This is a genomic window from Thermaurantimonas sp., assembly GCF_046299575.1.
Taxonomy (GTDB): domain Bacteria; phylum Bacteroidota; class Bacteroidia; order Flavobacteriales; family Schleiferiaceae; genus Thermaurantimonas.
This window is the reverse complement of record NZ_JBKBHX010000001.1, coordinates 305443-330306: the sequence shown is the minus strand read 5'-3', so window position 1 is coordinate 330306 and position 24864 is coordinate 305443. Positions and strand designations below refer to the sequence as shown.

The window sequence follows — 24864 nt, the reverse complement described above, 5'->3', positions numbered from 1 at the left end:
AAAGCCAAAACTTAACCCATAAATTATTCACTCTCTGACGCCTACCAGCAAAAGCTCAGAGGAGCTTTGTCGGCACCTTCGGCTCTCTGTTGAATTTGGCAACAATGAAGAGGGAATCAGGGTGTGTAAAAATGAATCTGCGAAAATTCATGGATAAATCTGTTTTATAAGAGAATTATTAGTTTTTTAGTTACAAACGCATGAGGAGACCGCTTCGAGTTTTAAACGCATAAAAAAAAATCCCGAAGACAGAATAATGAACCTTCGGGAATGAAAGCCAGCTTTTGAAAAAAAGAAGATTTATTAGAATGTGTAGCTTACAGAAACGGTGGGAAGAATAGGTAATTGGTCGACCCGACGGGCGCGAAGGCGGTCGTAGTAGAAAATGTTGTTTCGATTGAGCAGATTTGTGGCACCGGCGCTGATATCTAGCCTTTGGTTTTCGGCTATCTGGAAGGTGCGCTTGAGGCTGATATCGAATCGATGATAGTTGGGCAAGCGGGCAGAGTTGAGCTCGCCGTAGTAGTAACCTATTACACCATTTTCTTTTACGAAGTTGTAATTAGCAAAAGGTTGGTTGAATTGATTCGTAAAGTTGAGCTGCACGAAGTTGCCTTGTGTAGGGGTAAAGGGGAAGCCGGTGCCGAAGTTGTATCGGGCATTAAATTCCCATTCTTTGTTTTTGCCGGCAGAGTAGGTATACACAAGGTTGAGATTATGCCGACGGTCAAAAACGGGAAAGTATTCGATCTGGCCGTCGAAACGGGTAATGCGTGCCAGTGAGTAGGCAAGCCAGAGGTAGTGGCGTTTTTCTTCGTATTTGAGGAGGAAGTCGATGCCTGAGGCCATACCGGTCTCTATGATGAAGTCTTTTGAGAGTTCATCAGGCTGGCCGGGAGTGCCTTCTTCATAGATTTTATTGCGATTGAGATTGTAGTTGATGGCAAAATCTTTCAGGTAGCCTTCGATAGTCAGGGTAGTTTTGCGGGTGATGTCGTATTCGAAGCCGGCGATGTAGTGGTAGGCTGTCTGCGAGCTGAGGAAGAAGTTGCGGCCTTTGAAGGTAGAGGGTATACTGGTCGGCCCTCCGAGGAATCCATAGAAGAGGTTTACAACGTCGCGGTCAGAGTTGGCTGCTACGAGGTTTTGGGAATATACGCCGGCAGAGGCTTTGATGCGCATGTCTTCGTTGAGGTTATACTTAGCACCAAGGCGAGGCTCGAAGGAGAGGTCACTAAGGCTGGCGTAGTAGTGAAGTCGGAGGCCGGGCTCTATGAGGAAGCGACCGGTATTGAGCCGGTACGATACATAACCGGCAAGCTCTGTTGAGTTGTCGTCGCTAAAGATGCGTTGGCCTACAGGATTGGTGAGCAATAGCTCAGTGCGGTAGCCGATGGCCTGAACGCCAAACTTGAGCTCGTCGCTCTTGCGCATGAGGTAGGTGAAATTGATGCCTGCATTGAAACCACCTACTTCGCTGCGACGGGGCTGTCCATCGCTAAAGTCGGCGTTGATGTTGTAGTTGGTATAGCCAAAATTTCCATCAATAATCACAGTGGTGCCTTCCGGCACGATGGTAAAGTCAGCTCCACCACCCGTCTGAGTCCAGTTGATGGTGCTGGTTTGGTCAAAGGTTACCGCGTCGTCAAAAGAAAAGCCAAAGGCATTAAAACCGGCGCCTGTACCGGTAGAAAAAGAAACTTTGCCATAATAATCGTTAAACTCGAAGGGAAGGCCGCCGAATTGAGACTCGATATATGGGTAGAAGAGTCGATCGGTGCGATTCAAAAAGCTGTTTTTAGCAGAAAGTATGAAGGAGACCGATTCGTTAGACTCAGGATTTCTCCAAATGGGGCCTTCAAGTAGTACTTTAGAAGTAAAGGTACTCAAAGAGAGTTTTCCGGTGAGTCGGTCGCTATTGCCGTTTCGTGTTTTGAAATCCATCACCGATGAATTGCGGCTGCCATAGGTTGCGCCGAATCCGGCAGTGTAGATATCAGCCGAGCGTATAATATCGGGGTCGAATACAGAGTAAAAACCTATGCTGTGAAAAGGGTTGTAAAGAATCATATTGTCGAGCAATACGAGGTTTTGAATGGGAGCACCACCTCGAATGAAAATCTGGCCGCCCTGGTCGCCCGTGGATACTACACCTGGCAGAACCTGAATGGCGCGCATAATGTCGGCATCGCCACCTGCCGAGAAGCTTTCAATTTTTTTAGGATTGAGAGATATTACGCCAGTTTGAATTTTGGTTTGGGCTTCAATTTTCTGGGCGTTGATCTCTACCTCGCCCAAAAATTGCGTAGAGGTTTTCAAGCTGATGCGCTCATTAATAACGCGATTGGCCACCACGGTCACTTGCTTTGTGAAGGTTTCGTATCCAATTAAGCTCACTTTCAGCGTATATGTTCCTGGATTTACATTTGGCAATACGAAGAATCCATCCTCATTTGTAATGGCTCCGACCTTTTTATCACCTTCTAAAACGACGTTTACAAAAGGCAGGGGTTCCTTGGTTTGGGCATCGAATACGTAACCGCGAACACGACCCTGCGTGGCCGTTTGAGGAAATGCGAAAAAGGGAATAAAAAGCACAAAAATTAACAATCTCAACCGCATGCTTTAATGACTTTTAAAGCAAATGTAAAGGGAATAAAAAGTCGAATTTGTAACGCATAATATTTCACAGATTATTTAGAAAAATGCCAAAAAACAAGCCTCGCCATTCTCATTTTAAAACCATGAATCTGTTACGAATAGTACTTAAATTAGGTGTACTGAACCTGTGATGGCTACCAATTTACCTTCGGAATCAACAAGTAAGCCCCTTTGGAACAGCTGAAAGGGAACTTCATCGAAAAATGTGAATTCTAAAACAGCTGATACAAATTTTGGGTATTCAGTACCTTGAGTGCTTTGAGGCTGACTGATGGATGTTTTAATGATTCGGATTGGATAAGTTCCAAGGGGCGTGATCCAATGATATTTCAGGTGAGATGTGAAAGGAAGTAGCTGAAGCCCATCGGTTTGCACTCTGATCACTGCAGGCTTAAGTGGTGTGTCAATTAATATCCAATCAGGCTTAAGCGACACCTGTGCTTCAGTAGTTAAAACTGCTGACTGACCCGGACCCAGGGTTTTTACAGGATTGCCTATATAATGAATTTCTTTGACCCTCACTTTCTGGTTGTTTTTGTTAGGGATGTAATAGTCATTTTCTGTCTCGATCTTACCGGTGATGACTTTAATACCTGCCCGAGGTGGGAATCGGGAAGCCCAGAAAATTTTGGCAATAGAAAGGGATGATGATTCCGTTTTGAAAATAGAAGAAGCACCTGTATCGGCGAGGTGCTGTAAATACTCTAATAAAGTAGGTCCTTTATACCAAGGCGTTAGATTATGATTTTTAACCACATTATGGCCATGAAGTGCTGATACCGGGATAATGAGAACGGAGTCAGGCATAAGAGAGCTGGCAAAATTTCGGAATCTGGAAACACAGACCTCGAAACTTTGACACGAGTAATCAACGGTATCCATCTTATTGACTACTATGGCAATGTGTGAAATGGCAAACATTTTAGCCAGCTGCAAGTGGCGAAGTGTTTGAACCGTGAAGTCCCGGGAAACGTCTAACAGCAATACCAAGGCGTCTGCCTGACTTAATCCGGTGGCAGTATTCTGGAGATATTCGAGATGGCCTGGTGTATCGATAAGCTGCATACGCCAGCCTTTCCAACGGATGGTGCGATATGCTACATCGATGGTAATGAGTTTGGCTTGTTCAGTGCTGAGGCCGTCGGTGAGCCAGGCAATTTCGGGCATAGGTCGGCCGAGACGTTGGCTCTCAGCAGATATGGCCTCAAGTTGATCGTGCGGTACATTATCGGAGTCAATGAGCAGACGGCCAAGCAGAGTACTCTTGCCGTCGTCAGTACTACCGGCTATGGCTACTTTAAAAGTTTTTAGATGTTCGGTGGTCAATGCCTCTACCTGGTTGGATTTATGAAATCATTCGCCATATTCAACGGATATTCAGGGATTTGATGGTTGTTGATTGTCGTTTTCCAACTCATCGAAGATCGAGATTTGGCGCACAGTTTTGTCGCCGATTTCAAATTCCAGAGTAAAAGGTTTTTCGCTTTCAAGCGTGGGATTTTCACTTGGCTCTTCTTCAGGTGATTCTTCATCGTCGGGGCTAATGAGAGCAATCTGCTTCACTGGGTAGGTAGTGAGCTGATTTCCCTGAGCTTTCATGCCTTTAATGGTAATAAATTCTGCTAAATTGACTTCTTCAGAAGGACGTTGTTTACCTTTTACCTCTTCGAAGTCGATGCGAATGATTGGATTTTTCTGAAAAGTTATTACCTCTGCAAAGTTGCCATCTCCGTCGGGGATGAAGGTTTCGCGCTTCTCTGACTTCTCGGGATGGAAGCGCTTAACGAAGTACCGCTGTTTGCCGGCATCCCAGTACACGCAAGTTACGACGTCCTCTGGATTAAACTTGCGGATAAAGAGGTAGTCGTCGTCGAAATGTGTGCTAAGGTCAGTGCCGGTGAGTCGATAGCTGCCGTTTTTGCTGATTTCGATGATTTTATCCTCACCTCCAAAATAGCCCAGAAGTCGGCCGCGACCGTCAGTATTAAGGCGTATTACACTCTCATCAAGCCAGATTTTGCGTGGAGCGAGTGTGCTAATGCCCTTTTCTTTCAGCTCTATTTTTTTGATCGGATATTTTGTTACCAGATTGCCCCGTGCACTTCGGCCTTTTATGGAAAGGGAGGCAAAATCGATATCAAAGCGCAATTTTTTGATGTTGCTTATGGGTTTTAAATACACTGAAACAATTTCAGCTTCTCCATTCGGATTGGCCGAAAAATGCAGAATCTCGCTGCCTGGTTTGCCTTGTGTTATGTCGTATTCATTGCCGCGAATTACGCCATCTACATAAAATCGCTTCATGTAGGACGGTCCTTTGGTGCCATCGCGATAAATGACGTTGTAAATGGTGCGCTTATCGCCTTTTTTAAAAACGGCTACATGTAGGATGTCTTTACCGACGTACACTTTTTGGTCCACCTTTACCACAAGCATTTTGCCGTCGCGACGGAAAACGATGACATCGTCTAAATCTGAGCAATCGCATACATATTCGTCTTTTTTCATTCCAATGCCTACGAAACCCTCTTCGCGATTTACATAGAGCTTTTCGTTGGCAATGGCGACGGTTTGTGCCTGGATTTCATCGAAAAGTCTCAATTCGGTCTTGCGCTCACGGCCTTTGCCATATTTTTCTTTAAGATATTGAAACCACTTGATGGTGTATTCGGTCAGATGAGTGAGGTTGAATTCCACTTCGGCGATTTCACCTTCGAGAGCTTTTATGTGGTCGTCGGCTTTATTGGCGTCGTATTTAGAAATGCGCTTTATTTTGATTTCTGTTAGGCGCACAATGTCATCGTCGGTTACAGGTCGCAGCAGGTGGCCGATGTGAGGTTCTAACCCTTTTCGGATGTAGCTGATTACTTGTTCCCAGGTTTCAGCCTCTTCGATGTCGCGGTAAATTTTGTTTTCAATAAATATGCGTTCAAGCGAAGCGAAGTGCCAGGCCTCGCGCAGCTCGTTGAGTTTTACTTCGAGTTCGGCTTTTAAAAGATTTCGGGTTAGAAAAGCCGATTCGCGCAGCATCTCACTTACGCCCATAAAGAGAGGCTTGTCTTCATAAATCACGCATGCCATTGGCGAAATGCTCACCTCGCAATCGGTGAAAGCGTAGAGCGCATCGATGGTCTTATCGGGAGAAATGCCCGGGTGAAGATGAATGAGAATTTCGACGTTTTCGGCGGTGTTGTCTTCTATTTTGCGGATTTTGATTTTGCCTTTTTCATTGGCTTTCAGAATGCTTTCGATCAGTGAGCCTGTAGTAGTACCGTAGGGTATTTCGGTGATGACAAGGGTCTTTTTATCCAGCGCTGAAATTTTTGCGCGTACGCGTACACGCCCTCCGCGTTGGCCGTCGTTGTAATTGCTTACATCGGCTACTCCGCCTGTAGGGAAGTCTGGATATATCCCCACCTGCTTACCATGGAGCACATTAATGCAGCCATCGATAAGCTCGTTGAAATTGTGTGGTAAAATCTTGGTACTGAGACCTACTGCTATACCTTCTACCCCCTGTGCAAGCAGTAGCGGAAATTTTACGGGAAAGAAGATCGGCTCTTTTGCCCGTCCGTCGTAGCTGGCTTGCCATTGGGTGATTTTTGGCGAAAAGACTACGTCAAGGGCAAACTTGGTAAGACGAGCTTCTATGTATCGGGGAGCAGCTGCTCCATCGCCGGTTAGGATGTTTCCCCAGTTTCCTTGGCAGTCGATCAGCAGGTCTTTTTGGCCGAGCTGTACTAAAGCGTCGCCTATCGATGCATCGCCATGCGGGTGGTATTTCATCGTATTTCCGATGATGTTTGCCACCTTGTGATAGCGGCCGTCGTGCATCTCGTACATTGAGTGCAGTATGCGTCGCTGCACAGGCTTCAAGCCATCGTACATAGCAGGCACAGCGCGTTCCAGAATTACATAGGAGGCGTAATCCAAAAAATATTCGCGATACATGCCCGACACCTTATTCAGATGGGCAACATGACCCTCACCTATGCCTTCAGGTACGGGGTCAGGCTCGCCGATGAGTTCCTCTTCGTCTGCCATTTATACGAATGATTGCTTAGAACTTAATCGAGCCGTAAAGGTAGGAAAAGCGGTTTTTTACCTCAGAAGGCTGAATCGAAAACTTTTCATTTTCCGTTACATTTTACAGCTTTTGATAGTTAAATAAGTTTTTAGTGGGTAAATAAATGAATTTTGTATCGCTGTCAGGCACAAAAAACAAAAACCGCCCAACTATTGCCCGAAGGCTTCGAAGGGCGGCTTTTTCCCCTTGACTTCAGTTGAAACTTATTAGTAGTAGCTCTTTCTACGCACTTTAGCCAGGTATTTACTCAGGCGTATTACTTGACGGGTATATCCATATTCATTGTCGTACCATACATACAGCACTACCGACTTTCCATCGGGATGCACAATAGTGGCTTTGCTGTCGAACACCGATGGACATGGATTGCCAATAATGTCAGAGCTCACAAGCTCATCTGAAATGTGATACATGATCTGCTCCACCAAATCTCCCTGCAGCGCGGCCCGGCGCATGGTCTGATTGATATCTTCTACCGAGGTTGATTTTGAAAGCGTAAGATGTAAAATGGCCAATGATCCGTCGGGTACAGGTACCCGAATGGCGTTGGAGGTTAGCTTTGGTCCGAGTCCGGGAATGGCCTTATCAACTGCGCTGCCGGCACCTGTTTCGGTAATCACCATGTTGAGCGCTGCAGCGCGGCCACGGCGGTACTTCGGGTGCATGTTGTCCACCAGATTCTGGTCATTGGTATAGGCGTGGATAGTTTCGATATGACCTTTTTCAATTCCATAAGCATCGTTGATCACTTTCAACACTGGCACGATGGCGTTTGTAGTACATGAAGCTGCTGAGAAGATACTTTCTTCGTCAGGATTTACACTGCGCTGATTCACGCCGTGTACCAGGTTAGGCACGCCCTTGCCAGGCGCGGTGAGGAGTACTTTTGAAACACCTTTGCTTTGTAAGTGACGAGATAAGGCAGCCCGATCGCGATAGGCACCTGTATTGTCAATCACAAGGGCATCGTTTATACCATATTGAGTATAATCTACCTCTTCTGGCTTTGAGGCGGCTATCATGGCTATCTTTCGGCCATTGATGATAAGGGCTTTGTTTTCGTAGTCTTCAATCACAGTGCCCGGAAAGGCCCCATGCACAGAATCTACGCGTAGGAGCGATGCGCGCTTTTTGATGGAAAGGTCGTCGTTTTCTCGAGTCACAATAGCACGCAGGCGAAGTTGTTCGCCTCTGCCCTCCTGGGCAATCAATTCTCTGGCTACTAATCGGCCAATTCGTCCAAATCCATAAAGTACTACGTCTTTTGGCTGAATCGCAATGCGATTTTCGGGACCTATGAAATCGCGCAATTGATGGTGAATAAATGCCGAACGATCGGAAAACTGGTGGCCAATTTCTAAAAATTCTTTTGTAAGCCTTCCCAGGTCCATTCGAGCAGGGCAAATGTCTTCCTGTAGCAGGGCTTGTGCCATTGCCAGGGTGTCTTCTACCTTCAGAGGTACACCTACCACCTGCTCAGCGTAATGGTGTAAATTAAGGATCTCGCCCGGACGACGATCGATGAGTTGATTTCGAAAAAGAACGGTTTCTACTCCTTTGTCGTACCAGAGGTCATTGATCGCTTTTATGAGGCAAACAGCGTTTTTTTCGTTTTTGATGCGGTTTTCTACCGCTTGTTGATAATCTTCTAATCGAATCATGTAAATGAGGTAGAAATACGTGTCAAAAGTAGAAAGAGGCGGATGTGTTACAAAGTGTTGTTGAAAATATTAACTTGCTGAATAATAATTTTATATGCAGTTTTTTTGGTGTGTATTTTTTACACTTACCTTAAAAAAATTTCTTATAATGTCGCTTCTTTCAACTAAACAATTTTTCCGGTAATTCAGCATGCTTTCATAAAAGTTTTGATCGCAAATGGATGTTTGTATAAGCAATTATTTGGTATAATTCTTTTTAGCGTATGAGTGAAAAATATTTAGGCTCTTAACCCATTTTTAACTGTCAAGTGCCTTGGATTTAGTAGATATGTTTAGCAAGTATAAAGTTTTTAAAGTTGTCGGCCTCCGGCTTTTTTGAGTTGTCGCTTTACGTATTCGTACAGTTCTATCTGAGCTCTGATTTTCGGACCCGGAGTCTTGCGATAGGCATTTTTTACCTCCCAGCCGTGAAGGCGCGCTTTGCAATTGTCTTTCCAAAGGATGTCGAGGTGGTCTTGAATTTCGCGCTGTATTTTAGGGTCGTACACAGGGCAGGTCACCTCCACGCGGTATTCGATGTTTCGGGTCATCATGTCGGCTGAGGAAATGTAATACTTCGGTTCTCCTCCGTTGGCAAATACATATACGCGACTGTGTTCTAAAAAGCGATCTACAATGCTGATGGCCTCTATATTTTCGCTGAGTCCGGGTTTGCCGGGGATGAGCGAACATATACCTCGAACAATCAACCGAATTTTTACACCCGCCTGCGAGGCTTGATAGAGCTTTTCGATTATGCCTGTATCTGATAGCGAATTCAGTTTCCAGAAAATATAAGCCTCTTTACCAGCCTTAGCATTTTTTATTTCGCTGTCGATCAGTTCGTTGATTTTTAAACGTTGATAGTGGGGAGAAACGATCAAGTGCTGGTATTGAAAGACTTTGTAATTCGTCTTGAAAAATTCAAAAATTTTGGCAATGTCACGTGTAATGCGGGGGTCAGCAGTCAACAACACGTAGTCGGTGTAGATGCGCGCTGTACTTTCATTAAAATTACCTGTGCTAACTATGGCGAAGTGCTCAACTTTCTCATTGCGCAAGCGAGTAATGTGTACCAGCTTGCAGTGTACCTTCAAGCCAGTCACGCCGAAGATCACCTCTACCTCTTCATTTTTTAGCTCCTCAGTCCATTTAATATTAGCCTCTTCGTCGAAGCGGGCCTGAAGCTCGATTACCACTACTACCTTTTTACCGTTTCGGGCAGCATTTTTGATGGCTGAGATTACCCGCGATTTTTCGGCCAGACGATAGAGCGTGATCTGAATACTTGTTACATCTGGATCGATGGCTGCCTCGCGCAGCATGCGAATCACGAATGAGAAGGAGTGGTAGGGCTGAAAGAGCAAAACATCCTTCCGCGCCACTACATCCATGATGCTTTTGTTAAGGTCAAGATCAGGATGATTCAATGGCGGAAGCGGCTCATATACCGACGGAAATTCGTCTATGGCAGGAAACTTCATCAGGTCCTTCTTATTGTGGTATCGTCCGCCTGAGGCCAGACTGTCGTAATTGTCGAGCTGCATCCTGCTCATCAGGTAAGAGAGCAAATCAGCTGGTATTTCGCGGTCGTACACAAAGCGCACCGGGTCACCTGTCTTTCGCATTTCTAAACTTTCACTTACCTTGTCGATGAAGCTCTTAGAAATGTCGTTTTCGATGTCAAGTTCGGCATCGCGAGTTATTTTAATTGTGTAAGCTTCAAACTTGTAATTGTTGAATATGAAGAAAATATAATTTAGATTGTATCGAATCAAATCATCTAAATACATAAAAAAGCGCTTGCCGTACTTCGGCAGCTCTACAAAGCGACCCACATAGTCGGTCGGCAGCTCTATGAGGGCATAGAAATTTTTTGATGCATCTAACTGATTTTCAGCTTTTATTGCAAGATAAATAGATTTATCGGTCAATTGCGGAAAAGGCCGCTTCGGATTTAATATCAAAGTGAAAACAGCAGGGCTAACCTTGTCGATGAAAAACTGCCGAATAAACTCCTTTTGTCCTGTAGTCAGGTTTTTTTCATCAACGATTACTATGCCCTTCGCGTAGAGTTCGCTGATAAGTGCTTCATAAATCTCCTCAGCCTCCTGCTGCTGCTCGTTGGCTATATGACTTATCGTTTGAAGCAATTTATCGGGTGAAAAGCCCCCGAGTTCACGGCTTGCCTTTTTACCAAACATACTCATGCGTTTGATTGTAGCATACCGCACCCTGAAAAACTCATCGAGGTTATTAGAGAAAATTCCGATGAACCTTAACCTTTCAACAAGTGGCACTGTCGGGTCTGCAGCCTCCTGAAGTACTCGCGCATTGAAGTCGAGCCAACTAACATCGCGCGGTATATATCGGTCTATTTGTAGCAGTTCCTTTTTCTTCTTTTTGTTCATTTAGTACACTTAAGATTTTCGGCGCTTTTTAGGATAATCAAAAAATCGAAGCTCAGCCTTTGTGTCGATTTTTGACCAGTCGTCGGTATTGTATACAAGGCAAGCAATTCCCGTGGTTGGAACATTGTCGATGTGATGATTGATGGCGTGATTAACAAAATCAGTAATACCCGGATTATGAGCAAATACCATGATTTTATTGCATGAATTCGGTATGCGCCGAATCACCTCGCGAATCTGCCAATCGGGGGCATCATACAACTGACTTTCAATTTGAATTTTTGAAAACGGAATACCAAAAGAGCGGGCAAAGATGAGCGCAGTATGTAATGCTCTGGTAGCAGGGCTACTTACGATAAGGTCAGGAACTTCGCCATTTTCTCTCAGATACCTGGCCGATTCATAAGCATCGTTCACTCCGCGACCATTCAACGGCCGGTCAAGGTCAGGAATGTTGTCGAAGTCCCAGCTCGACTTGGCATGCCGAATTAAGTAAAGTGTTTTCATGCTGCAGTATTTATTTCAAACCTTAACGTGGGGTTTGTATAATCTGTTGTACAAAAGTCTGTTATATCCTATTAATCTAAACAGTTTTACGAGAAATTAATGGTTAAATAACATTCCTTTCGCTAATAATTTTAGCAAAAAAATTTTGAAAAGTTATTTAGTTGATTTCAGGTATGGGATCTTTAAAATCCTTCATTTTGGCCAGTCAGCTTCGTTTTTGTAAAGCATTAGAACACTCGCCTGCAGATTAAGCGGGAATTATTCCTTGCTCTGCAGCGGCCTCCGGCCGTTTGTAAAAACATTAACCTTAACGAAAACTAAAACTTAGAACACGGATATATACAAATACAAATTTTGATGGAATCATTTATACTCACCCTTAATTCCTCTTTAAATCCTGCAAGCTGAATTAGAGATAGACCGTCCTCCCTCTTTGCGTCCGCAGGAAGCAGAATGCCAAAGTTACCGACAAAGCTCCCTTGAGCTTTCGTCGGAAGGAAAGTTTGGGGGTGAGTAAAATTTTCTACAACATTTAATAAAAATTACCAGAAGCTTGGTATTTTTTAGAGGGGGTCTCTTTTAAAATATGCTATTTTTCCACTAATACCCCTATAAAATTTATACTCCTACACAAAAAATAAATAAAAAATTTTGTCAGATACCATTTAGCTTCGTTGCTTTGTACGCAAAATTCAATCGTATATGATGACATCCATCCGTTTCACCGCACTCTTTGAAAGCATTAAGCGAAAACCTGTTGAATTCTCGCTGCCAACCAATAAGGTTAGCGACGTATTCGGAAGCCATGTATTCAACGACCGCGCTATGCGCGAATTCCTTACCTCCGAGGCCTATCAGGCTGTACGCGATGCCATCGAAAACGGAAGCCAAATCACTCGCGAAAAGGCTGACCAAATAGCTGCTGGTATGAAGGCATGGGCTACTAGCCTCGGAGCTACTCACTACACGCATTGGTTTCAGCCCCTTACAGGAGCTACCGCTGAAAAACACGATTCCTTCTTTGAACCTACAGGCGAAGGCCGAGCCATCGAGAAGTTTAACGGCAGCCAACTCGTACAGCAAGAACCCGACGCTTCATCATTTCCCTCCGGAGGTATTCGAAACACCTTCGAAGCCCGCGGTTACACGGCCTGGGACCCTACTTCTCCCGCTTTTGTAATGGGTAACACGCTCTGTATTCCCACCGTATTTGTTTCGTACACCGGCGAAGCACTCGACTACAAAACTCCCCTTCTGAAGTCGATGAACGCCCTCGACAAGGCTGCTACTGCCGTGTGCCAGTACTTCGACAAGAACATCACAAAAGTTTACTCTACCCTAGGCTGGGAACAAGAATACTTCCTCATCGACACAGCTCTCTTCAACGCCCGTCCTGACCTGGCTATGACCGGTCGAACCCTCCTGGGCCACGCCCCCGCCAAAGGACAACAGCTGGAAGATCACTACTTCGGATCCATTCCCGAGCGCGTTATGAAGTTTATGCAAGAGCTCGAATACGAGTGCTATAAATTAGGAATACCCGTTAAAACCCGCCACAACGAAGTTGCGCCCAGCCAGTACGAATTGGCACCCATTTTCGAAGAGATCAACATCGCCGTTGATCACAATACCCTCTTGATGGATCTGATGGACAAGGTTGCCCGTCGTCACAATTTCCGCGTATTGCTACACGAAAAGCCCTTTGCCGGCATCAATGGCAGCGGCAAGCACAACAACTGGAGTATGGCGACCAACACCGGTAAAAATCTCCTCTCACCGGGCCGCACTCCAAAGAGCAACTTAATGTTCCTCACTTTTTTCATCAACACTATCAAGGCTGTACACGATTACGCCGACCTGCTAAGAGCTTCCATTGCCTCTGCTCAAAACGATCACCGTTTAGGTGCTAACGAGGCTCCGCCTGCCATTATATCTGTTTTTATCGGCGATTTTCTAACCTCAGTGCTTCATGAACTCGAAAAGGTTGAAGACGGAAAACTCAGCCCTGAGCAGAAAACAGAGCTTAAACTCAACGTAGTAGGGCGTATTCCTGAGATTTTGCTCGACAATACCGATCGTAACCGCACTTCGCCTTTCGCCTTCACAGGCAATAAGTTCGAATTCCGCGCCGTCGGTTCTTCGGCCAACTGTGCCGGCCCCATGACCGTGCTCAACTCCATCATGGCCGAGCAACTCACGAAGTTCAAAACCGAGGTAGATGCCCTTATCGAAGGTGGCATGAAAAAGGACGACGCCATCTTCAACGTGCTCAAAAACTACATCATCGCTTCTAAAAATATCCTCTTCGAAGGTGATGGCTACAGCGAAGAGTGGGTGCAGGAGGCTGCCCGTCGCGGATTGAACAACATCAAAACTACACCTCATGCCTTGAAAGCCTTCGTCGATAAAAAGGCCATCGAACTGTTCGAAAAACACCGTATTATGAACGAGCGTGAGGTACATGCCCGCTACGAAATCATGCAGGAGATGTATTTCAAAAAAATTCAGATTGAAAGCCGTGTACTGGGCGATATGGCAGGTAACCACATTGTGCCCGTGGCCATTAAGTATCAAAATACCTTGATCGAAAATGTGCGCTCTCTTAAGGAAATACTATCACCTGAAGAGTTTGAAGTAGTCGCAAAAGAGCAGCTCGACATGATCAAGGAAATCTCAAAACGCGTATCTACCATCATTGCTTTAAAAGACGAAATGATTGAAACTCGCAAGGTGTGCAATAAGATCGAAGATGCAGAGGCTCGCGCCATAGCCTACTGCGAAAAAGTGCTCCCCTTCTTCCAGAAGATACGCTACGAGGTCGATAAGCTTGAGCTCATGATCGACGATCAGCTTTGGCCTCTGCCGAAGTATAGAGAACTTCTATTCTCTAAATAATCTTTTATTTTATCATTCTCAAGCCGTTTCAGTCTTCTGAGACGGCTTTTTTCTTATTTCGTAGCGAGTTGCCAGCTATTGCGGTTTTTAATTCCAACTTTTGATTAAATGGGTTGGCTTTAAGCACTTTATCAAAGACTGCTACTGGAGGCTCTCATCACTATCCAAAATAGATTTCAGTACCTTGTTGTGTGATAAAAATTACCTTATAAGCTAAGCTATGTCTTTGTTTTTCAGAGATCTATTAAAGAACATTTGAATCTAATTCCAATCACAATGAAAACCGTAATAATCGGGGGGAATTTCGCCGGTCTCACCACCGCCCTCGAGCTCAAGCGAAAACTGAAGGACCAAGTAGATGTTTTGGTAATCGACAAGTCTCCTGTTTTCACCTTCATTCCATCCCTCATTTGGGTACCCTTCAAAAGACGCGATATTAAAGATATAACCCTCGATCGAAAAAAAATTCTCCATAAAAAAAGAATTGATTTTCTACAAGCTGAAGCCCTGAAGATTGACCCCAAAAGACAAGTTGTATCTACCACCGAAGGTGAAATCTCTTACGACCAACTCGTAATAGCTACCGGTCCGAAAGTGGACTTCGATGTAGCACCTGGTGTACGCGAGAATGCCTACTACGTGGGCTCACACGAAGGGGCTATGAAAATCCGCAAGCGACTCGAAGAGTTTGCAAAAAATCCGGGTCCGATCGTTGTAGGTGCTACTCAATATGCCGGCTGTATGGGTGCAGGATATGAATTTCTCTTTAACCTCGACCACTGGCTGAGAAAAAACAACATCCGCGACCGCGTAAAACTCACCTGGATAACTCCTGAGCCCTACCTTGGCCACTTTGGCATCGAAGGCATGACGGGTGCCGAAGCTATGCTCAAAGGCTTCTTTAAAATGTTCGACGTCGATTTTCGTACAGAGGCTGCCATTAAAGAGGTGACACCCACCGATGTAATCCTGGAAAGCGGTGAGGTTATATCATCTGTCTTTACTATGGTAATGCCTCCGTTTGTAGGAGTTGATCTGATAAAAAACTCTCAGGAACTGGAGTCTACTCCCACAGGATATCTTCAGGTGGACGATACCTACCGCCATAAGAAATATCCGAATATTTGGGCTGCAGGAATTGCTGTCAATGTGGTTCCACCTTTTAAGCCCGGCAAAGTACCTTTCAGCAGTCCAAAAACAGGATTTCCGAGCGATGAGACTGGTAAAATCGTAGCTGAAAACATTGCCCGAGTTGTGAGAGGAGAGAAAAGACTCAAAGCTAAAAAATGGGGCGATATCCCTGCTATTTGCGTAATGGACGCCGGCAATAAGGAAGTAATCATCTTCGGAAACAAACTTTTCAAGCCAAGAGCTTTTGCCATTATGCTGCCCAACATTTTTGGTGATTTCAACAAGGTGCTTTTTGAAAAGTATTTCCTCTGGAAAACTCGAAATGGCTACTCTTTTTTGCCGTAGTTAGATATAAAACTTTCGCATAAGGGAGGTGTTTTACATAAAAAAATCTCCCTATGTGGCGTGAAGAAAACAATACCCTGATCAAAACTTTTGAATTTAAAGACTTTGTCGAAGCTTTTGGCTTTATGTCGAAAGTGGCCTTACTGGCCGAAAAAATGAACCACCATCCCTATTGGATCAATGTATACAACCGGGTTGAAATTAGACTTAATACACATGATGCCGGAGGGGTAGTCACTGAAAAGGACCACGCCTTAGCCAAAGCAATAGACGCTCTATTCTGAATTAGTTGTTACTCAGGAGTTTTTTGTCGAAGGTGTACGCTATCAAATGACCTTGTGCTGATCGACAAACCAGCAGTACTTGATCGGAACGCTCTGAATACAGCACAAGAGGTTCACCCATTCCATAAACGGGGAAACCTGAAAGTAAATTGCCATCTTTTCGCATAATTGCAATCTTTTCATCGCGATCGCTGGTAAGTAAGTAAAACGGCCCCTTTTCTATAAGTATCTTTTTCGGTGCTGAAGAGAGTACGAAAGGCACTTTTTTGTCAAAAATCACATCACCGTCTTTTACCATCACGCGATTGCCGCCTGCATATCCGAGGTAGCTGCCATCGTATTCTACCATACCGTATTCCACTGCATTGAGCAGGCGTACACTGTCCACTTTGCCATTTTGAAAGGCACTGACAAGTTGTCCATTAGGTTTGATGAATGCCAAAAACCAAGGTTTTGCATCAGCCTGAAATACGAGCCTCAGTTTTGAAGTCGTCTTAAATGGATACGCTCCAGTTAATCGCGAAGTACCCGTGCGATCTGTTACGTAAATGGTTCCGTCTTGACATTGAAAGAGGAGAAAATCTCGTCCTTGCCACTGATAGAGCTCCGGTGTATAGGCCAGTGGCGAAGGTAGTTTTTGCAATTGCCAACCTTTTACAGGGTTGCCTTTTATGTCAAAATTGTGTAAGGTAGTTCCTTCGCCGATCATCAGGCGATAGTTTTTGTTTCGGTCGTAGTCCATTAGAGCAGCAGCCGTAATTGTGCCACTGAATTTTTTTGGCCAGGGGGCAACGTCTTTGCCATTGCGATCTATTACATAGGCACTGCGCTGAGTAATTACCACGTGCTGTAAGCGGCCGTTGTTAAACATATCCCATTGGGTAGCATACATGATAGGAGCATCTAACTGCCTCTCCCACAGTTGCGACCCGGATAATGACAGAACATGTAATACATTTTTTGAATCCTGGTACACAATTTCAAAGCTGCCATCCTGATGGTTTAAAGCCTTGTATGGTCCAAATGTGGGATCAGCATTTTTTAATGTCCAGAGTTGCCGAATGGGTTGGTCGTCAGTCGTTTCGCTGGTGAGCAATGCTGAAATGTACGCATTCTGGTTAAATGGACTAATTTGTACAATAGCTTGATTGAATAGTGCTGATCGTTCTAAAATTTCTTTGACTATCACATATTTTTTACCAATGTTTTTTCCTAATTTTTTTTGCACAAAACCTCTTCTTGAATACGCAATAAAATGTCCTATTTGTCCCGCTTTTGAATGTATTTTTTCAAATTCTTTAGTTCTAGTTAATAAAAGCGCTTCTTCCCAAGAATTAATTGAGCTGATCAGTGCTGATTCGGAATCTGAAAACAATAAAAAGTCACCATAAATCGTGTAAAAAACATTGGATGTAAATTGACTAAGATTGCTGAATAAGAGGTCTAAAATTCTTAAAGATGGCCATTGGAAGATATCATGACCTCTGTAAGTAAAAGCAGGGTTTTTACTGATTTCAATGTTTAATGTATTAAAAAATTCTTGAGTGTTATTTGTTCTGCAAAAAAATACTTTTGAACTTCCGTTTTCTTCGGGTAAATAATACATTCCAAAATCTCCTTTTAGCCATTCCTGTAGTTTTTTAATGTCGATATTTTTAAATTCTGAATCCCATAATTTCTGGTGTTTTTGAAGTTTTGAATTCTGTTCGAGATATTCCAGGTATTTTCTGTAAAAGGTAGAATAATTCTCTAAATTATAGTACACAAAAGCTTCAGCGTGTGCAGGGATAGGAAGGTGTTGAAGTTTTTTTTCAGCTATGTAATTCTGTGATAATATGGACAGATACAAACCCATGGAATCGGGCACTTGAATAAGGCCATCGATTTGCAGTGTGTTTTCAGAGAAAAGAGCATCAAACGATGCCCACATCCCCATTTTGCTAATCCATTTTTGTGGATCAGCAGGCATCAGCACATCGATTACACTGGCAAATTCTTTTGTGTTAATGAGGAGATTTATAGGTTCTTTTTTATTGATTTTTTTTAGAGCATCCGTAAAAGACGTATGATAATGCAACGAATGCTTTCCGGCATAGGTGCGCACAGCCTCTTCGATTAAAGTTTTCTCACGGCTGAAGAGAAGACTGTTCTTCACCTGGGCTATGAAAAATTGTCGAGAAGTGGCATCCTTGACTTTTAATACACGTATACCCTCATAGGTGTAAGGGCTCATCACAAAAACCGCAGTGTCCTTTACCGGTTGAAAGTTTCCTGTGGGATTTTCAACTATGAACAGCCAACCGTATTTCTTGGCTCCTGATAGCACCAGAGCTCCGGTTAATGAATTTTTAGTCAAAACACTAAAAGTGCTATCGCCTGCCAACAGTCGAAAAAACTCAAGATCTTTGTTTATTTCATCAAGCCACTTTGACCCTTTAAGACTTTTGAAAAAGGCATTTTTCTGAACATCGGCAATGAAATTTTGCGGAGAATGAGAAAGCACTACTACCGAGGCGTCAGGTGTTATGAATTGAAAGGGAGATAATTGTTCGACTTCCTTTCTGCCGCAGGCAATAAGGAGGAATATGGCGAAAATTACTAGGATTTTTGAGGCTTTTAATAGGCGAACTTTTTTCATTCCTCAAATTTGAAACAAAATTATTGTTTCGCCCTTCCCTGATTTTTTTAGAAAACCTCAAAAAACATATTAACAAGATAAAGTTTACCTTATTGTACGTCGGTGGTTTTGCCTTGAAGAATTTGCTGCTGAATTTTAATACTCGATCGATGTATAAGTTGGAAGATTTCCAAAATCACATCTTCTTCTAAGCCCAATAATCTGGCCAGCTGGCTGCGGTCTTTTACGATTTCGAACCAACGCTGAAACTGTAGAATCGTAATGTTGTGATCTTTTTTGAGCTCGCCAATGCTCTCGACCAGATGTTTGCGTTTTTCCAATAGGTTGAGTATCTGATGGTCAAGTGCATCGATTTGATGACGAAGTGCGTAGAGGTGTTCGAGGGCTTCAGTATTTTCTGGCAGCTCTTCCCTTCGAACGAGTTTTGCCATGATTTGCTTGAGCTCAGCTGGCGTCACTTGTTGCTCAGCGTCACTCAATGCCTGATCTGGTCTGTAATGCGACTCGATCATAAGGCCGTCCATTTCGAGGTCGAGGGCGGCTTGGCTTATTTCGAAGATGTAATCGCGCTTGCCCGATATGTGGCTAGGGTCGCACACGATGGGTACATCGGGCATGTGTGTGCGAAATTCTACAGGTATTTCCCACTTGGGGTCGTTGCGAAAAACACTGGTGCCCGAAGTAAAAAATCCCCGGTGAACGGCCACGATGCGACGAATACCTGACTTGCGAAGCCGTTCTACGCCACCGATCCACAGGCCTAAGTCTGCGTGGATGGGGTTTTTTACCATCACGGGCACATCTACCCCGCGCAGTACCTCTGCGATTTCTTGTACGTAAAAGGGATTAACTGTGGTGCGCGCACCGATCCAAAGTATGTCAATGCCGGCGTTAAGGGCAGCTTCTGTTTGCCAGGAGTTAGCCACCTCTACGGCAAATTTTAGCCCTGTTTCTTCTTTGATTTTTTGAATCCATTGAAGAGCGTGTTCGCCAATGCCCTCGAAACTTCCAGGCCGAGTTCTAGGTTTCCACACGCCAGCTCTTACAGCGATCAGATTCGGAATCTCCCGAAGCTCAAGTACAGTGGAGCGTAGTTGCTCATAACTCTCAGCGCTGCATGGACCGGCAATGAGCGGAACATGGGCACCATTCCTCTTACCGGTCAGTATTTCCGTCACATTTTTCATAATCCCACCTGCAAAAATCCAACTTTTTTAACGATTTCGTAATTATATTGTTGGGATTTTATCGTTTTAAATAGGTTTTTATTTTTATTTCACAATGCGCTGCGTTGTTTATTTTTTCAATTTCGTCAAATTCGTTTAGCTCTGATATACAAAATCCAGATAGTCATCCGTAAAAGAATTATCACTTCTGCGAATCACAAGTTCGTGTGATTCAAAAAATGATGGGCTGCGTATTTGCTTTTTAAAAAAAAGTATTACACGGATAGGAATTTCAGAATCGGGTTTAGAACGAATAACTATTTCATGTGAAGGGCGTAAGTTCTTATTCTCAGCCAGTAGTAAAAACAAATTCCTGTAGGTGTAAGGAACAATAAGGGCTAAGGTTCCTGCTAATAATTCAGCAGATTTATGGATTAAGACATCATGAGGAAGGCTATCGTCGCCATGCCGCGCAGCATTTTTAATTGCTTTAGGCGACTTGAGCTGGTTTTGAAAAAAGGGCGGATTTGAAACGATCAAATCGAATTTTTCATTAGTAGAGAAAGTTTGATAATCAGCACATAAAAATTTAGAGCGGTTTTCTAAGAAGTTTATCTGGCTGTTTTCTGTGGCTTGCTCAATCGAGGGACGATGAAGATCAATACCGGTTAAAAAAGCATTTGAAAACTTCTTTACAAAAGACAAACCGATGATGCCGCATCCACAGCCTACGTCGAGCACTCGGTCAGCTGCTGCATATCGGCGAATGGCAGCACTCAATAGTACAGCATCAGTACCAATTTTAATGCTTGATAGGTGGTGGAAGAGCCTTAATCCAAAGATTTGAAATGGTTTTTGGTCAGTTAAAGGCATGTTGGAAATAGAAAGGCGAAAATAATCGAAGTGCAACCATCGCTCTGCAAGGCTTAAACGTACCTTTGCCGTATGGCAACTGAGAAGCTTGAGAAAAAAGTTTCTATCCAAAATCGCAGAGCGCGCTTTGAGTACGAAGTGCTCGACAAATTTGTGGCCGGAATGGTGCTGTTGGGCACAGAGATTAAGTCTATCCGCCAGAGCAAGGTAAACCTTGCCGACAGCTATTGTTACTTCAAAGGCGACGAACTCTTTGTCAAAAACATGCACATAGCCGAGTATTCGCATGGCAACATAATGAATCACGACCCTTTGCGCGAACGCAAGCTGCTTCTGAGCCGCCGTGAGCTCAAGCGACTGAAAGATGCCATTAAAAATCAAGGACTTACCATAGTACCTCTTTCCCTTTTTATAAATGACAAAGGACTCGCAAAACTCGAAATTGCCTTAGTGCGCGGCAAGAAGCTCTACGACAAGCGCGAAAGCATAAAAGAGCGCGATCAAAAACGCGAAATGGACCGTTTGCGCCTATGACAGTTAGAAGAGCCCCGCTTCAGGTACTCATCACTGCCGGAAACGAAGAAGAAAACATCCGCCGGGTGCTTGACTCGGTCGTAGGCTGGGCTGACGATGTACTGCTGATGCTCGACAGCTATAGCACAGATAAAACTCTTCAAATAGCTTCTGAATATCAAAGTGTTAGAATACACAAACACCCATACGACACTCCTGCTCGCCAGAAAAATCGAGGGCTCGATCTATTGAGTGCGCACTGGACGCTGATACTCGATGCCGATGAAGAAGTAACTGATGCTCTGAAGCATGAGATTGACGCGGTCGTACAGTCGAGCAAAGGCCATAAAGCCTATTGGATACGCCGGAGGAACAACTTTATGGGCCGTTGGATTTATTTCAGTGGCTGGCAAGGCGATAAAGTAATCCGACTGATTTACAACGACGGTACATGCCGCTATCCCGATGTGCTTGTTCACGAAGAAATGGAGTGCCGGTGCAAGGTGGGCCGCATCGATGAGCCACTGCTGCACTATACTTACAGAGGGTTAGATCACTATTTGAATAAAATGCATCGGTATGCCACCTGGCAAAGTGAGGAACTCTACAAAAAAGGTAAAAAACCTGGTTTTGTGCATTTTGTGTTCAAACCCTTTTTCCGATTTGTGAAACACTACTTTCTTCAACAGGGATTCAGAGATGGATTGCCGGGTTTGGCCATCAGTGCCATCCAGGCATGGGGTGTATTAGAGCGCTATCTGAAATTAGCTGAATTGTATCGAAAAACTACACGGTAGATGATAGCACAGTTTCTCGGATTTTTTATATTCATCATTACCACCTTTGCTCTAATTATTTTCTACTACATTAAAGTTTTTTGGCATTTGAAGTTGCTTACATTACAGAATAAGAAAGGCAAAACCTCGAAAGAGCTACAGCCTGTGAATCTATTAATTTTTGACTGGAAAAATGCCGAAGAACGCAAGCTGAGGCTGGAAGCCCTGTGGATGTATCCTCTGCTTTTTCCGGTAGAGATCGATGAAAAAGACAATGGTGAAATACTCCACGTCAAGCAAACCATAAAGCGATGGAACATAGCCATCTACCTCACGTTGATAGCGATGCTCCTATCATACATCTACATATCTAAATCGGGTTTTGGTAGTTAAGCGCTTTGCTCAAAAAGCAGAATTTACCACCACCGATTTAACGTTTACAAAGGCGCGAATGCCTTCTTCTGAAAGTTCGCGACCATAACCGCTGTCTTTTACACCGCCGAAAGGCAAGCGCGGATCACTGTGGATCCATTCATTTATATAAACAGCACCGTCCTGAAATTTTGGGATTAGTTTTTTTGCGTGTTCTACATCTTCAGTAAAGAGTGCAGTTCCAAGACCGTAAGGCGTGTTGTTAGCCAACTGTACTACTTCTTTATCAGAAGAATAACCAATCAACACGGCTACAGGTCCGAAAAGCTCTTCGTCGAAGGCCGGCATACCTGGCTTTACGTGAGTGAGGAGGGTCGGTGTAAAAATGGTACCATTCCGCTGTGCGCCAATATGTACCCTTGCTCCTAACTCTACACTTGCATTTACCTGTTTTTCAAGTTGTTCAGCAAGGTCGAGGCGTGCAACAGGGCCAATGTGTGTATCATCCATCAGAGGGTTTCCCATCTTTAGGCGCTTGATGCGAATGGTGAGCTCCTTGATATAGGTTTCGTATTTATCCTTAGGCACGAAGATGCGCTTGGCAGAGATGCAGCTCTGGCCGGCATTCATAAAGCGCGCATTTACAGCATGTTCAACGACCTTCTGAACCGGTGCATCAGGAAGAGCAATGAGCGAATTGCTGCCGCCGAGTTCCAGAACGGATGGCTTCAGATGTTGACCAGCTAAGGCTGCCACTGCTCTTCCGGCTCGAGTGCTACCCGTAAGCGAAACTCCTGCAATTTCACTGCGAGCAATAAGACTGCTTACCTGAGGGATGGAAATAAACAAATTTGTGTAAATGCCCACCGGAAAGCCTGCACGGGCGAAGAGCTGCTGTAGCATAAGTGCAGAACGCGGGGTGTTTGGAGCATGCTTTACCATCACCACGTTGCCAGCCGCCAGGGTAGGAATGGCAAAGCGTATGACCTGCCAGAAGGGAAAATTCCAGGGCATGATGCCCAGAATTACACCGAGAGGTTCGTAACGCACCTCGCCAGTTCGACCGGTTTCGAGAGGCACTTTTCGAGGTTTTAAATGACTGGGAGCGTGCTCTACGTAATATTTACATGCTACGGCGCACTTTTTCACTTCGGCTATAGCCTCTCGCAGTGGTTTTCCCATTTCTAGGGAAATTGTTTGGCCATAGGTCGTTGCTTCTTCATTCAGCAGATTGCTCAGTGCATTGATGAGCGCTAGGCGCTCCTTAAGGCTTGTTTTTCGCCACTTTAAAAAGGCTTCTTGCGACTTGATTAAGGTTTTATCGAGTTCTGAGTCAGTGAGCAGTTCAAATCGGGCAAATTTTTCGCCAGTGTAAGGATTGATGCTTTCAAAAGAATTTAGGTCGTGGTAAACCATGGATGCCATGTTTTGGGTAAATCATCGAGTGTATAGAGGGTTAAAGGTTTCCATTGATATTGGTCAACGGGATCTACGTATGAGAGGTCGATATCTAAGTATCCGGATTTGAGTTGAAGGTCGCCGACCTCTTCGAGCTGCCATTTCCAAATTTTTTCTAAAGGCTGGTATACGGCCGAGAAGCTTAAGTCGGTGCAAATAGTGCCGGCCGGAGTGTTCATTTTTACATTGCGTAGTATCACATCACGCAGATTCTGCATATTAATAGGCAAAGAGAAATAAGAAGTCGATAAGGTTTCGTCGGGATAGGAGATTTTGCTCAAAGCGTTTTTCAAAAAGTGAAAACACATCTGGCGGGCTTTTGTGCGATGGGGATCATTGTAGTATCCCCCGCATTCAACCAATACGGTAGAGATGCCGCGATCTGTACACCACTCGCCCATAGCTTGCGGATAGTACTCGTCACTAAAACGTGCGATGTATTTGCGATCATTGATTTCAAACATCTCTAAAGTATTAGAAATCAGCTTTATGGCATTTAGTCGTGCCTGTTCGCCTCTCTGGGTGATGGTGGAAGGCGCTAGTAATGAAAGAGTTGCGGGTACTGAGGTACTTCCAACACTGAATAAAGTGCGCTGGTCATGGAGATTGAAGGCCCAAACGGCGTTATCCTCCAGCAATGATTTAAGTAATGCGGCCTCTGGTGAAAAGGTGCGAAGACCTTCTCTGTTGAGGTCGGAGCCAATGGCATTGTAACGGCTGAAGCGAGCTGCACCGTCGGGATTGAGCATAGGCACTACAATCAACGAAAAGCGATTCAACAGGAAGTTGAGAAGGTCAACTTCTTCCTCAAGACTGAGTAGCAGATCGGTAAGTGCGTATGTGCCAGTGGCTTCGTTTCCGTGCATCTGCGACCAGATGACTATTCTTTCGGATTTAGAGCCGGCATGTAAAGTGTAAATAGGTCTGCCCTCTACTGAAAAAGCGACTTCGTATCGCCAATGGGTTGAATGTTTCAAAAAATCTTGAATCCATGCATGCAAGCGCTCAGGCTGTAAGTGAATGTGTGACTGTAGCCTTTCCATCAAG

The 24864-nt window shown here is 44.3% G+C and carries 17 protein-coding genes; 6 read left to right on the top strand and 11 right to left on the bottom strand.

All coding sequences use genetic code 11. From position 1 onward, the window contains the following. Window positions 1-303: 303 nt before the first annotated feature. From ACK4EX_RS01300 to ACK4EX_RS01275, 6 genes are all read right to left on the bottom strand, one after another. Window positions 304-2622, bottom strand: a complete 2319-nt coding sequence (locus tag ACK4EX_RS01300; protein WP_409768991.1) for a TonB-dependent receptor — start codon at window positions 2620-2622, stop codon at window positions 304-306. Between the two features lie 144 nt (window positions 2623-2766). Continuing rightward, entirely contained in the window at window positions 2767-3987 is a 1221-nt protein-coding gene (locus ACK4EX_RS01295) for a GTP-binding protein (RefSeq protein ID WP_409768989.1), read from the bottom strand. Between the two features lie 51 nt (window positions 3988-4038). Further along, window positions 4039-6705 (bottom strand): DNA gyrase/topoisomerase IV subunit A, encoded by a 2667-nt coding sequence (locus ACK4EX_RS01290; protein WP_409768987.1) that lies wholly within the window; start codon window positions 6703-6705, stop codon window positions 4039-4041. Between the two features lie 249 nt (window positions 6706-6954). Beyond that, window positions 6955-8409, bottom strand: coding sequence for a glyceraldehyde-3-phosphate dehydrogenase (locus ACK4EX_RS01285; protein ID WP_409768985.1), 1455 nt, complete (start codon window positions 8407-8409; stop codon window positions 6955-6957). 350 nt (window positions 8410-8759) lie between these two features. Further along, on the bottom strand, window positions 8760-10859 hold the full coding sequence (ppk1, locus tag ACK4EX_RS01280) for a polyphosphate kinase 1 (protein WP_409768983.1): 2100 nt from the start codon (window positions 10857-10859) through the stop codon (window positions 8760-8762). Between the two features lie 9 nt (window positions 10860-10868). Next, window positions 10869-11366, bottom strand: a complete 498-nt coding sequence (locus tag ACK4EX_RS01275; RefSeq protein WP_409768981.1) for a SixA phosphatase family protein — start codon at window positions 11364-11366, stop codon at window positions 10869-10871. Window positions 11367-12071: 705 nt separating this feature from the next. On the opposite strand from ACK4EX_RS01275, the gene ACK4EX_RS01270 reads away from it, so the two are divergent. The 3 genes from ACK4EX_RS01270 to ACK4EX_RS01260 all read left to right on the top strand — a co-directional run bounded on the left by ACK4EX_RS01270 (window position 12072) and on the right by ACK4EX_RS01260 (window position 16021). After that, entirely contained in the window at window positions 12072-14261 is a 2190-nt protein-coding gene (locus ACK4EX_RS01270; protein WP_409769405.1) for a glutamine synthetase III, read from the top strand. A gap of 276 nt (window positions 14262-14537) precedes the next feature. Continuing rightward, window positions 14538-15737 (top strand): NAD(P)/FAD-dependent oxidoreductase, encoded by a 1200-nt coding sequence (locus tag ACK4EX_RS01265; protein WP_409768979.1) that lies wholly within the window; start codon window positions 14538-14540, stop codon window positions 15735-15737. Between the two features lie 53 nt (window positions 15738-15790). Then, a complete protein-coding gene (locus tag ACK4EX_RS01260) occupies window positions 15791-16021 on the top strand; it encodes a 4a-hydroxytetrahydrobiopterin dehydratase (protein ID WP_409768977.1) in 231 nt (76 codons plus the stop codon). Between the two features lies 1 nt (window position 16022). On the opposite strand, the gene ACK4EX_RS01255 is transcribed toward ACK4EX_RS01260, so the two are convergent. From ACK4EX_RS01255 to ACK4EX_RS01245, 3 genes are all read right to left on the bottom strand, one after another. Beyond that, window positions 16023-18659, bottom strand: coding sequence for a DUF3352 domain-containing protein (locus ACK4EX_RS01255; protein ID WP_409768975.1), 2637 nt, complete (start codon window positions 18657-18659; stop codon window positions 16023-16025). A gap of 89 nt (window positions 18660-18748) precedes the next feature. After that, on the bottom strand, window positions 18749-19846 hold the full coding sequence (locus tag ACK4EX_RS01250; RefSeq protein WP_409768973.1) for a chorismate mutase: 1098 nt from the start codon (window positions 19844-19846) through the stop codon (window positions 18749-18751). Between the two features lie 135 nt (window positions 19847-19981). After that, the gene (locus ACK4EX_RS01245) at window positions 19982-20698 is read right to left on the bottom strand and encodes a tRNA1(Val) (adenine(37)-N6)-methyltransferase (RefSeq protein WP_409768971.1); all 717 of its coding nucleotides are present in this window, start codon (window positions 20696-20698) and stop codon (window positions 19982-19984) included. Between the two features lie 72 nt (window positions 20699-20770). On the opposite strand from ACK4EX_RS01245, the gene smpB reads away from it, so the two are divergent. The 3 genes from smpB to ACK4EX_RS01230 are packed head-to-tail and all read left to right on the top strand — an operon-like array spanning window position 20771 to window position 22380. Continuing rightward, window positions 20771-21232, top strand: coding sequence for an SsrA-binding protein SmpB (gene smpB / locus ACK4EX_RS01240; RefSeq protein WP_409768969.1), 462 nt, complete (start codon window positions 20771-20773; stop codon window positions 21230-21232). Continuing rightward, a complete protein-coding gene (locus ACK4EX_RS01235; RefSeq protein WP_409768967.1) occupies window positions 21229-22008 on the top strand; it encodes a glycosyltransferase family 2 protein in 780 nt (259 codons plus the stop codon). Before smpB ends, ACK4EX_RS01235 begins: the two co-directional genes overlap by 4 nt. Next, entirely contained in the window at window positions 22009-22380 is a 372-nt protein-coding gene (locus tag ACK4EX_RS01230) for a hypothetical protein (protein WP_409768965.1), read from the top strand. A gap of 9 nt (window positions 22381-22389) precedes the next feature. Here ACK4EX_RS01230 and ACK4EX_RS01225 read toward each other — a convergent pair whose 3' ends face one another. After that, on the bottom strand, window positions 22390-23784 hold the full coding sequence (locus ACK4EX_RS01225; RefSeq protein ID WP_409768963.1) for an NAD-dependent succinate-semialdehyde dehydrogenase: 1395 nt from the start codon (window positions 23782-23784) through the stop codon (window positions 22390-22392). Further along, window positions 23757-24860 carry a M14 family zinc carboxypeptidase gene (locus ACK4EX_RS01220; RefSeq protein WP_409768962.1) on the bottom strand — a complete coding sequence of 368 codons (1104 nt, stop codon included), beginning with the start codon at window positions 24858-24860 and terminating at the stop codon, window positions 23757-23759. The genes ACK4EX_RS01225 and ACK4EX_RS01220 overlap by 28 nt, the downstream gene beginning before the upstream one ends. Between the last annotated feature and the right edge of the window lie 4 nt (window positions 24861-24864).

Bases quoted from the DNA above. Each gene is read 5' to 3' on its own strand.
- ACK4EX_RS01300 (WP_409768991.1), bottom strand. From the start codon at position 2,622: ATGCGGTTGAGATTGTTAATTTTTGTGCTTTTTATTCCCTTTTTCGCA.
- ACK4EX_RS01290 (WP_409768987.1), bottom strand. From the start codon at position 6,705: ATGGCAGACGAAGAGGAACTCATCGGCGAGCCTGACCCCGTACCTGAA.
- ACK4EX_RS01285 (WP_409768985.1), bottom strand. From the start codon at position 8,409: ATGATTCGATTAGAAGATTATCAACAAGCGGTAGAAAACCGCATCAAA.
- ppk1 (WP_409768983.1), bottom strand. From the start codon at position 10,859: ATGAACAAAAAGAAGAAAAAGGAACTGCTACAAATAGACCGATATATA.
- ACK4EX_RS01275 (WP_409768981.1), bottom strand. From the start codon at position 11,366: ATGAAAACACTTTACTTAATTCGGCATGCCAAGTCGAGCTGGGACTTC.
- ACK4EX_RS01270 (WP_409769405.1), top strand. From the start codon at position 12,072: ATGACATCCATCCGTTTCACCGCACTCTTTGAAAGCATTAAGCGAAAA.
- ACK4EX_RS01265 (WP_409768979.1), top strand. From the start codon at position 14,538: ATGAAAACCGTAATAATCGGGGGGAATTTCGCCGGTCTCACCACCGCC.
- ACK4EX_RS01260 (WP_409768977.1), top strand. From the start codon at position 15,791: ATGTGGCGTGAAGAAAACAATACCCTGATCAAAACTTTTGAATTTAAA.
- ACK4EX_RS01255 (WP_409768975.1), bottom strand. From the start codon at position 18,659: ATGAAAAAAGTTCGCCTATTAAAAGCCTCAAAAATCCTAGTAATTTTC.
- ACK4EX_RS01250 (WP_409768973.1), bottom strand. From the start codon at position 19,846: ATGAAAAATGTGACGGAAATACTGACCGGTAAGAGGAATGGTGCCCAT.
- ACK4EX_RS01245 (WP_409768971.1), bottom strand. From the start codon at position 20,698: ATGCCTTTAACTGACCAAAAACCATTTCAAATCTTTGGATTAAGGCTC.
- smpB (WP_409768969.1), top strand. From the start codon at position 20,771: ATGGCAACTGAGAAGCTTGAGAAAAAAGTTTCTATCCAAAATCGCAGA.
- ACK4EX_RS01235 (WP_409768967.1), top strand. From the start codon at position 21,229: ATGACAGTTAGAAGAGCCCCGCTTCAGGTACTCATCACTGCCGGAAAC.
- ACK4EX_RS01230 (WP_409768965.1), top strand. From the start codon at position 22,009: ATGATAGCACAGTTTCTCGGATTTTTTATATTCATCATTACCACCTTT.
- ACK4EX_RS01225 (WP_409768963.1), bottom strand. From the start codon at position 23,784: ATGGCATCCATGGTTTACCACGACCTAAATTCTTTTGAAAGCATCAAT.
- ACK4EX_RS01220 (WP_409768962.1), bottom strand. From the start codon at position 24,860: ATGGAAAGGCTACAGTCACACATTCACTTACAGCCTGAGCGCTTGCAT.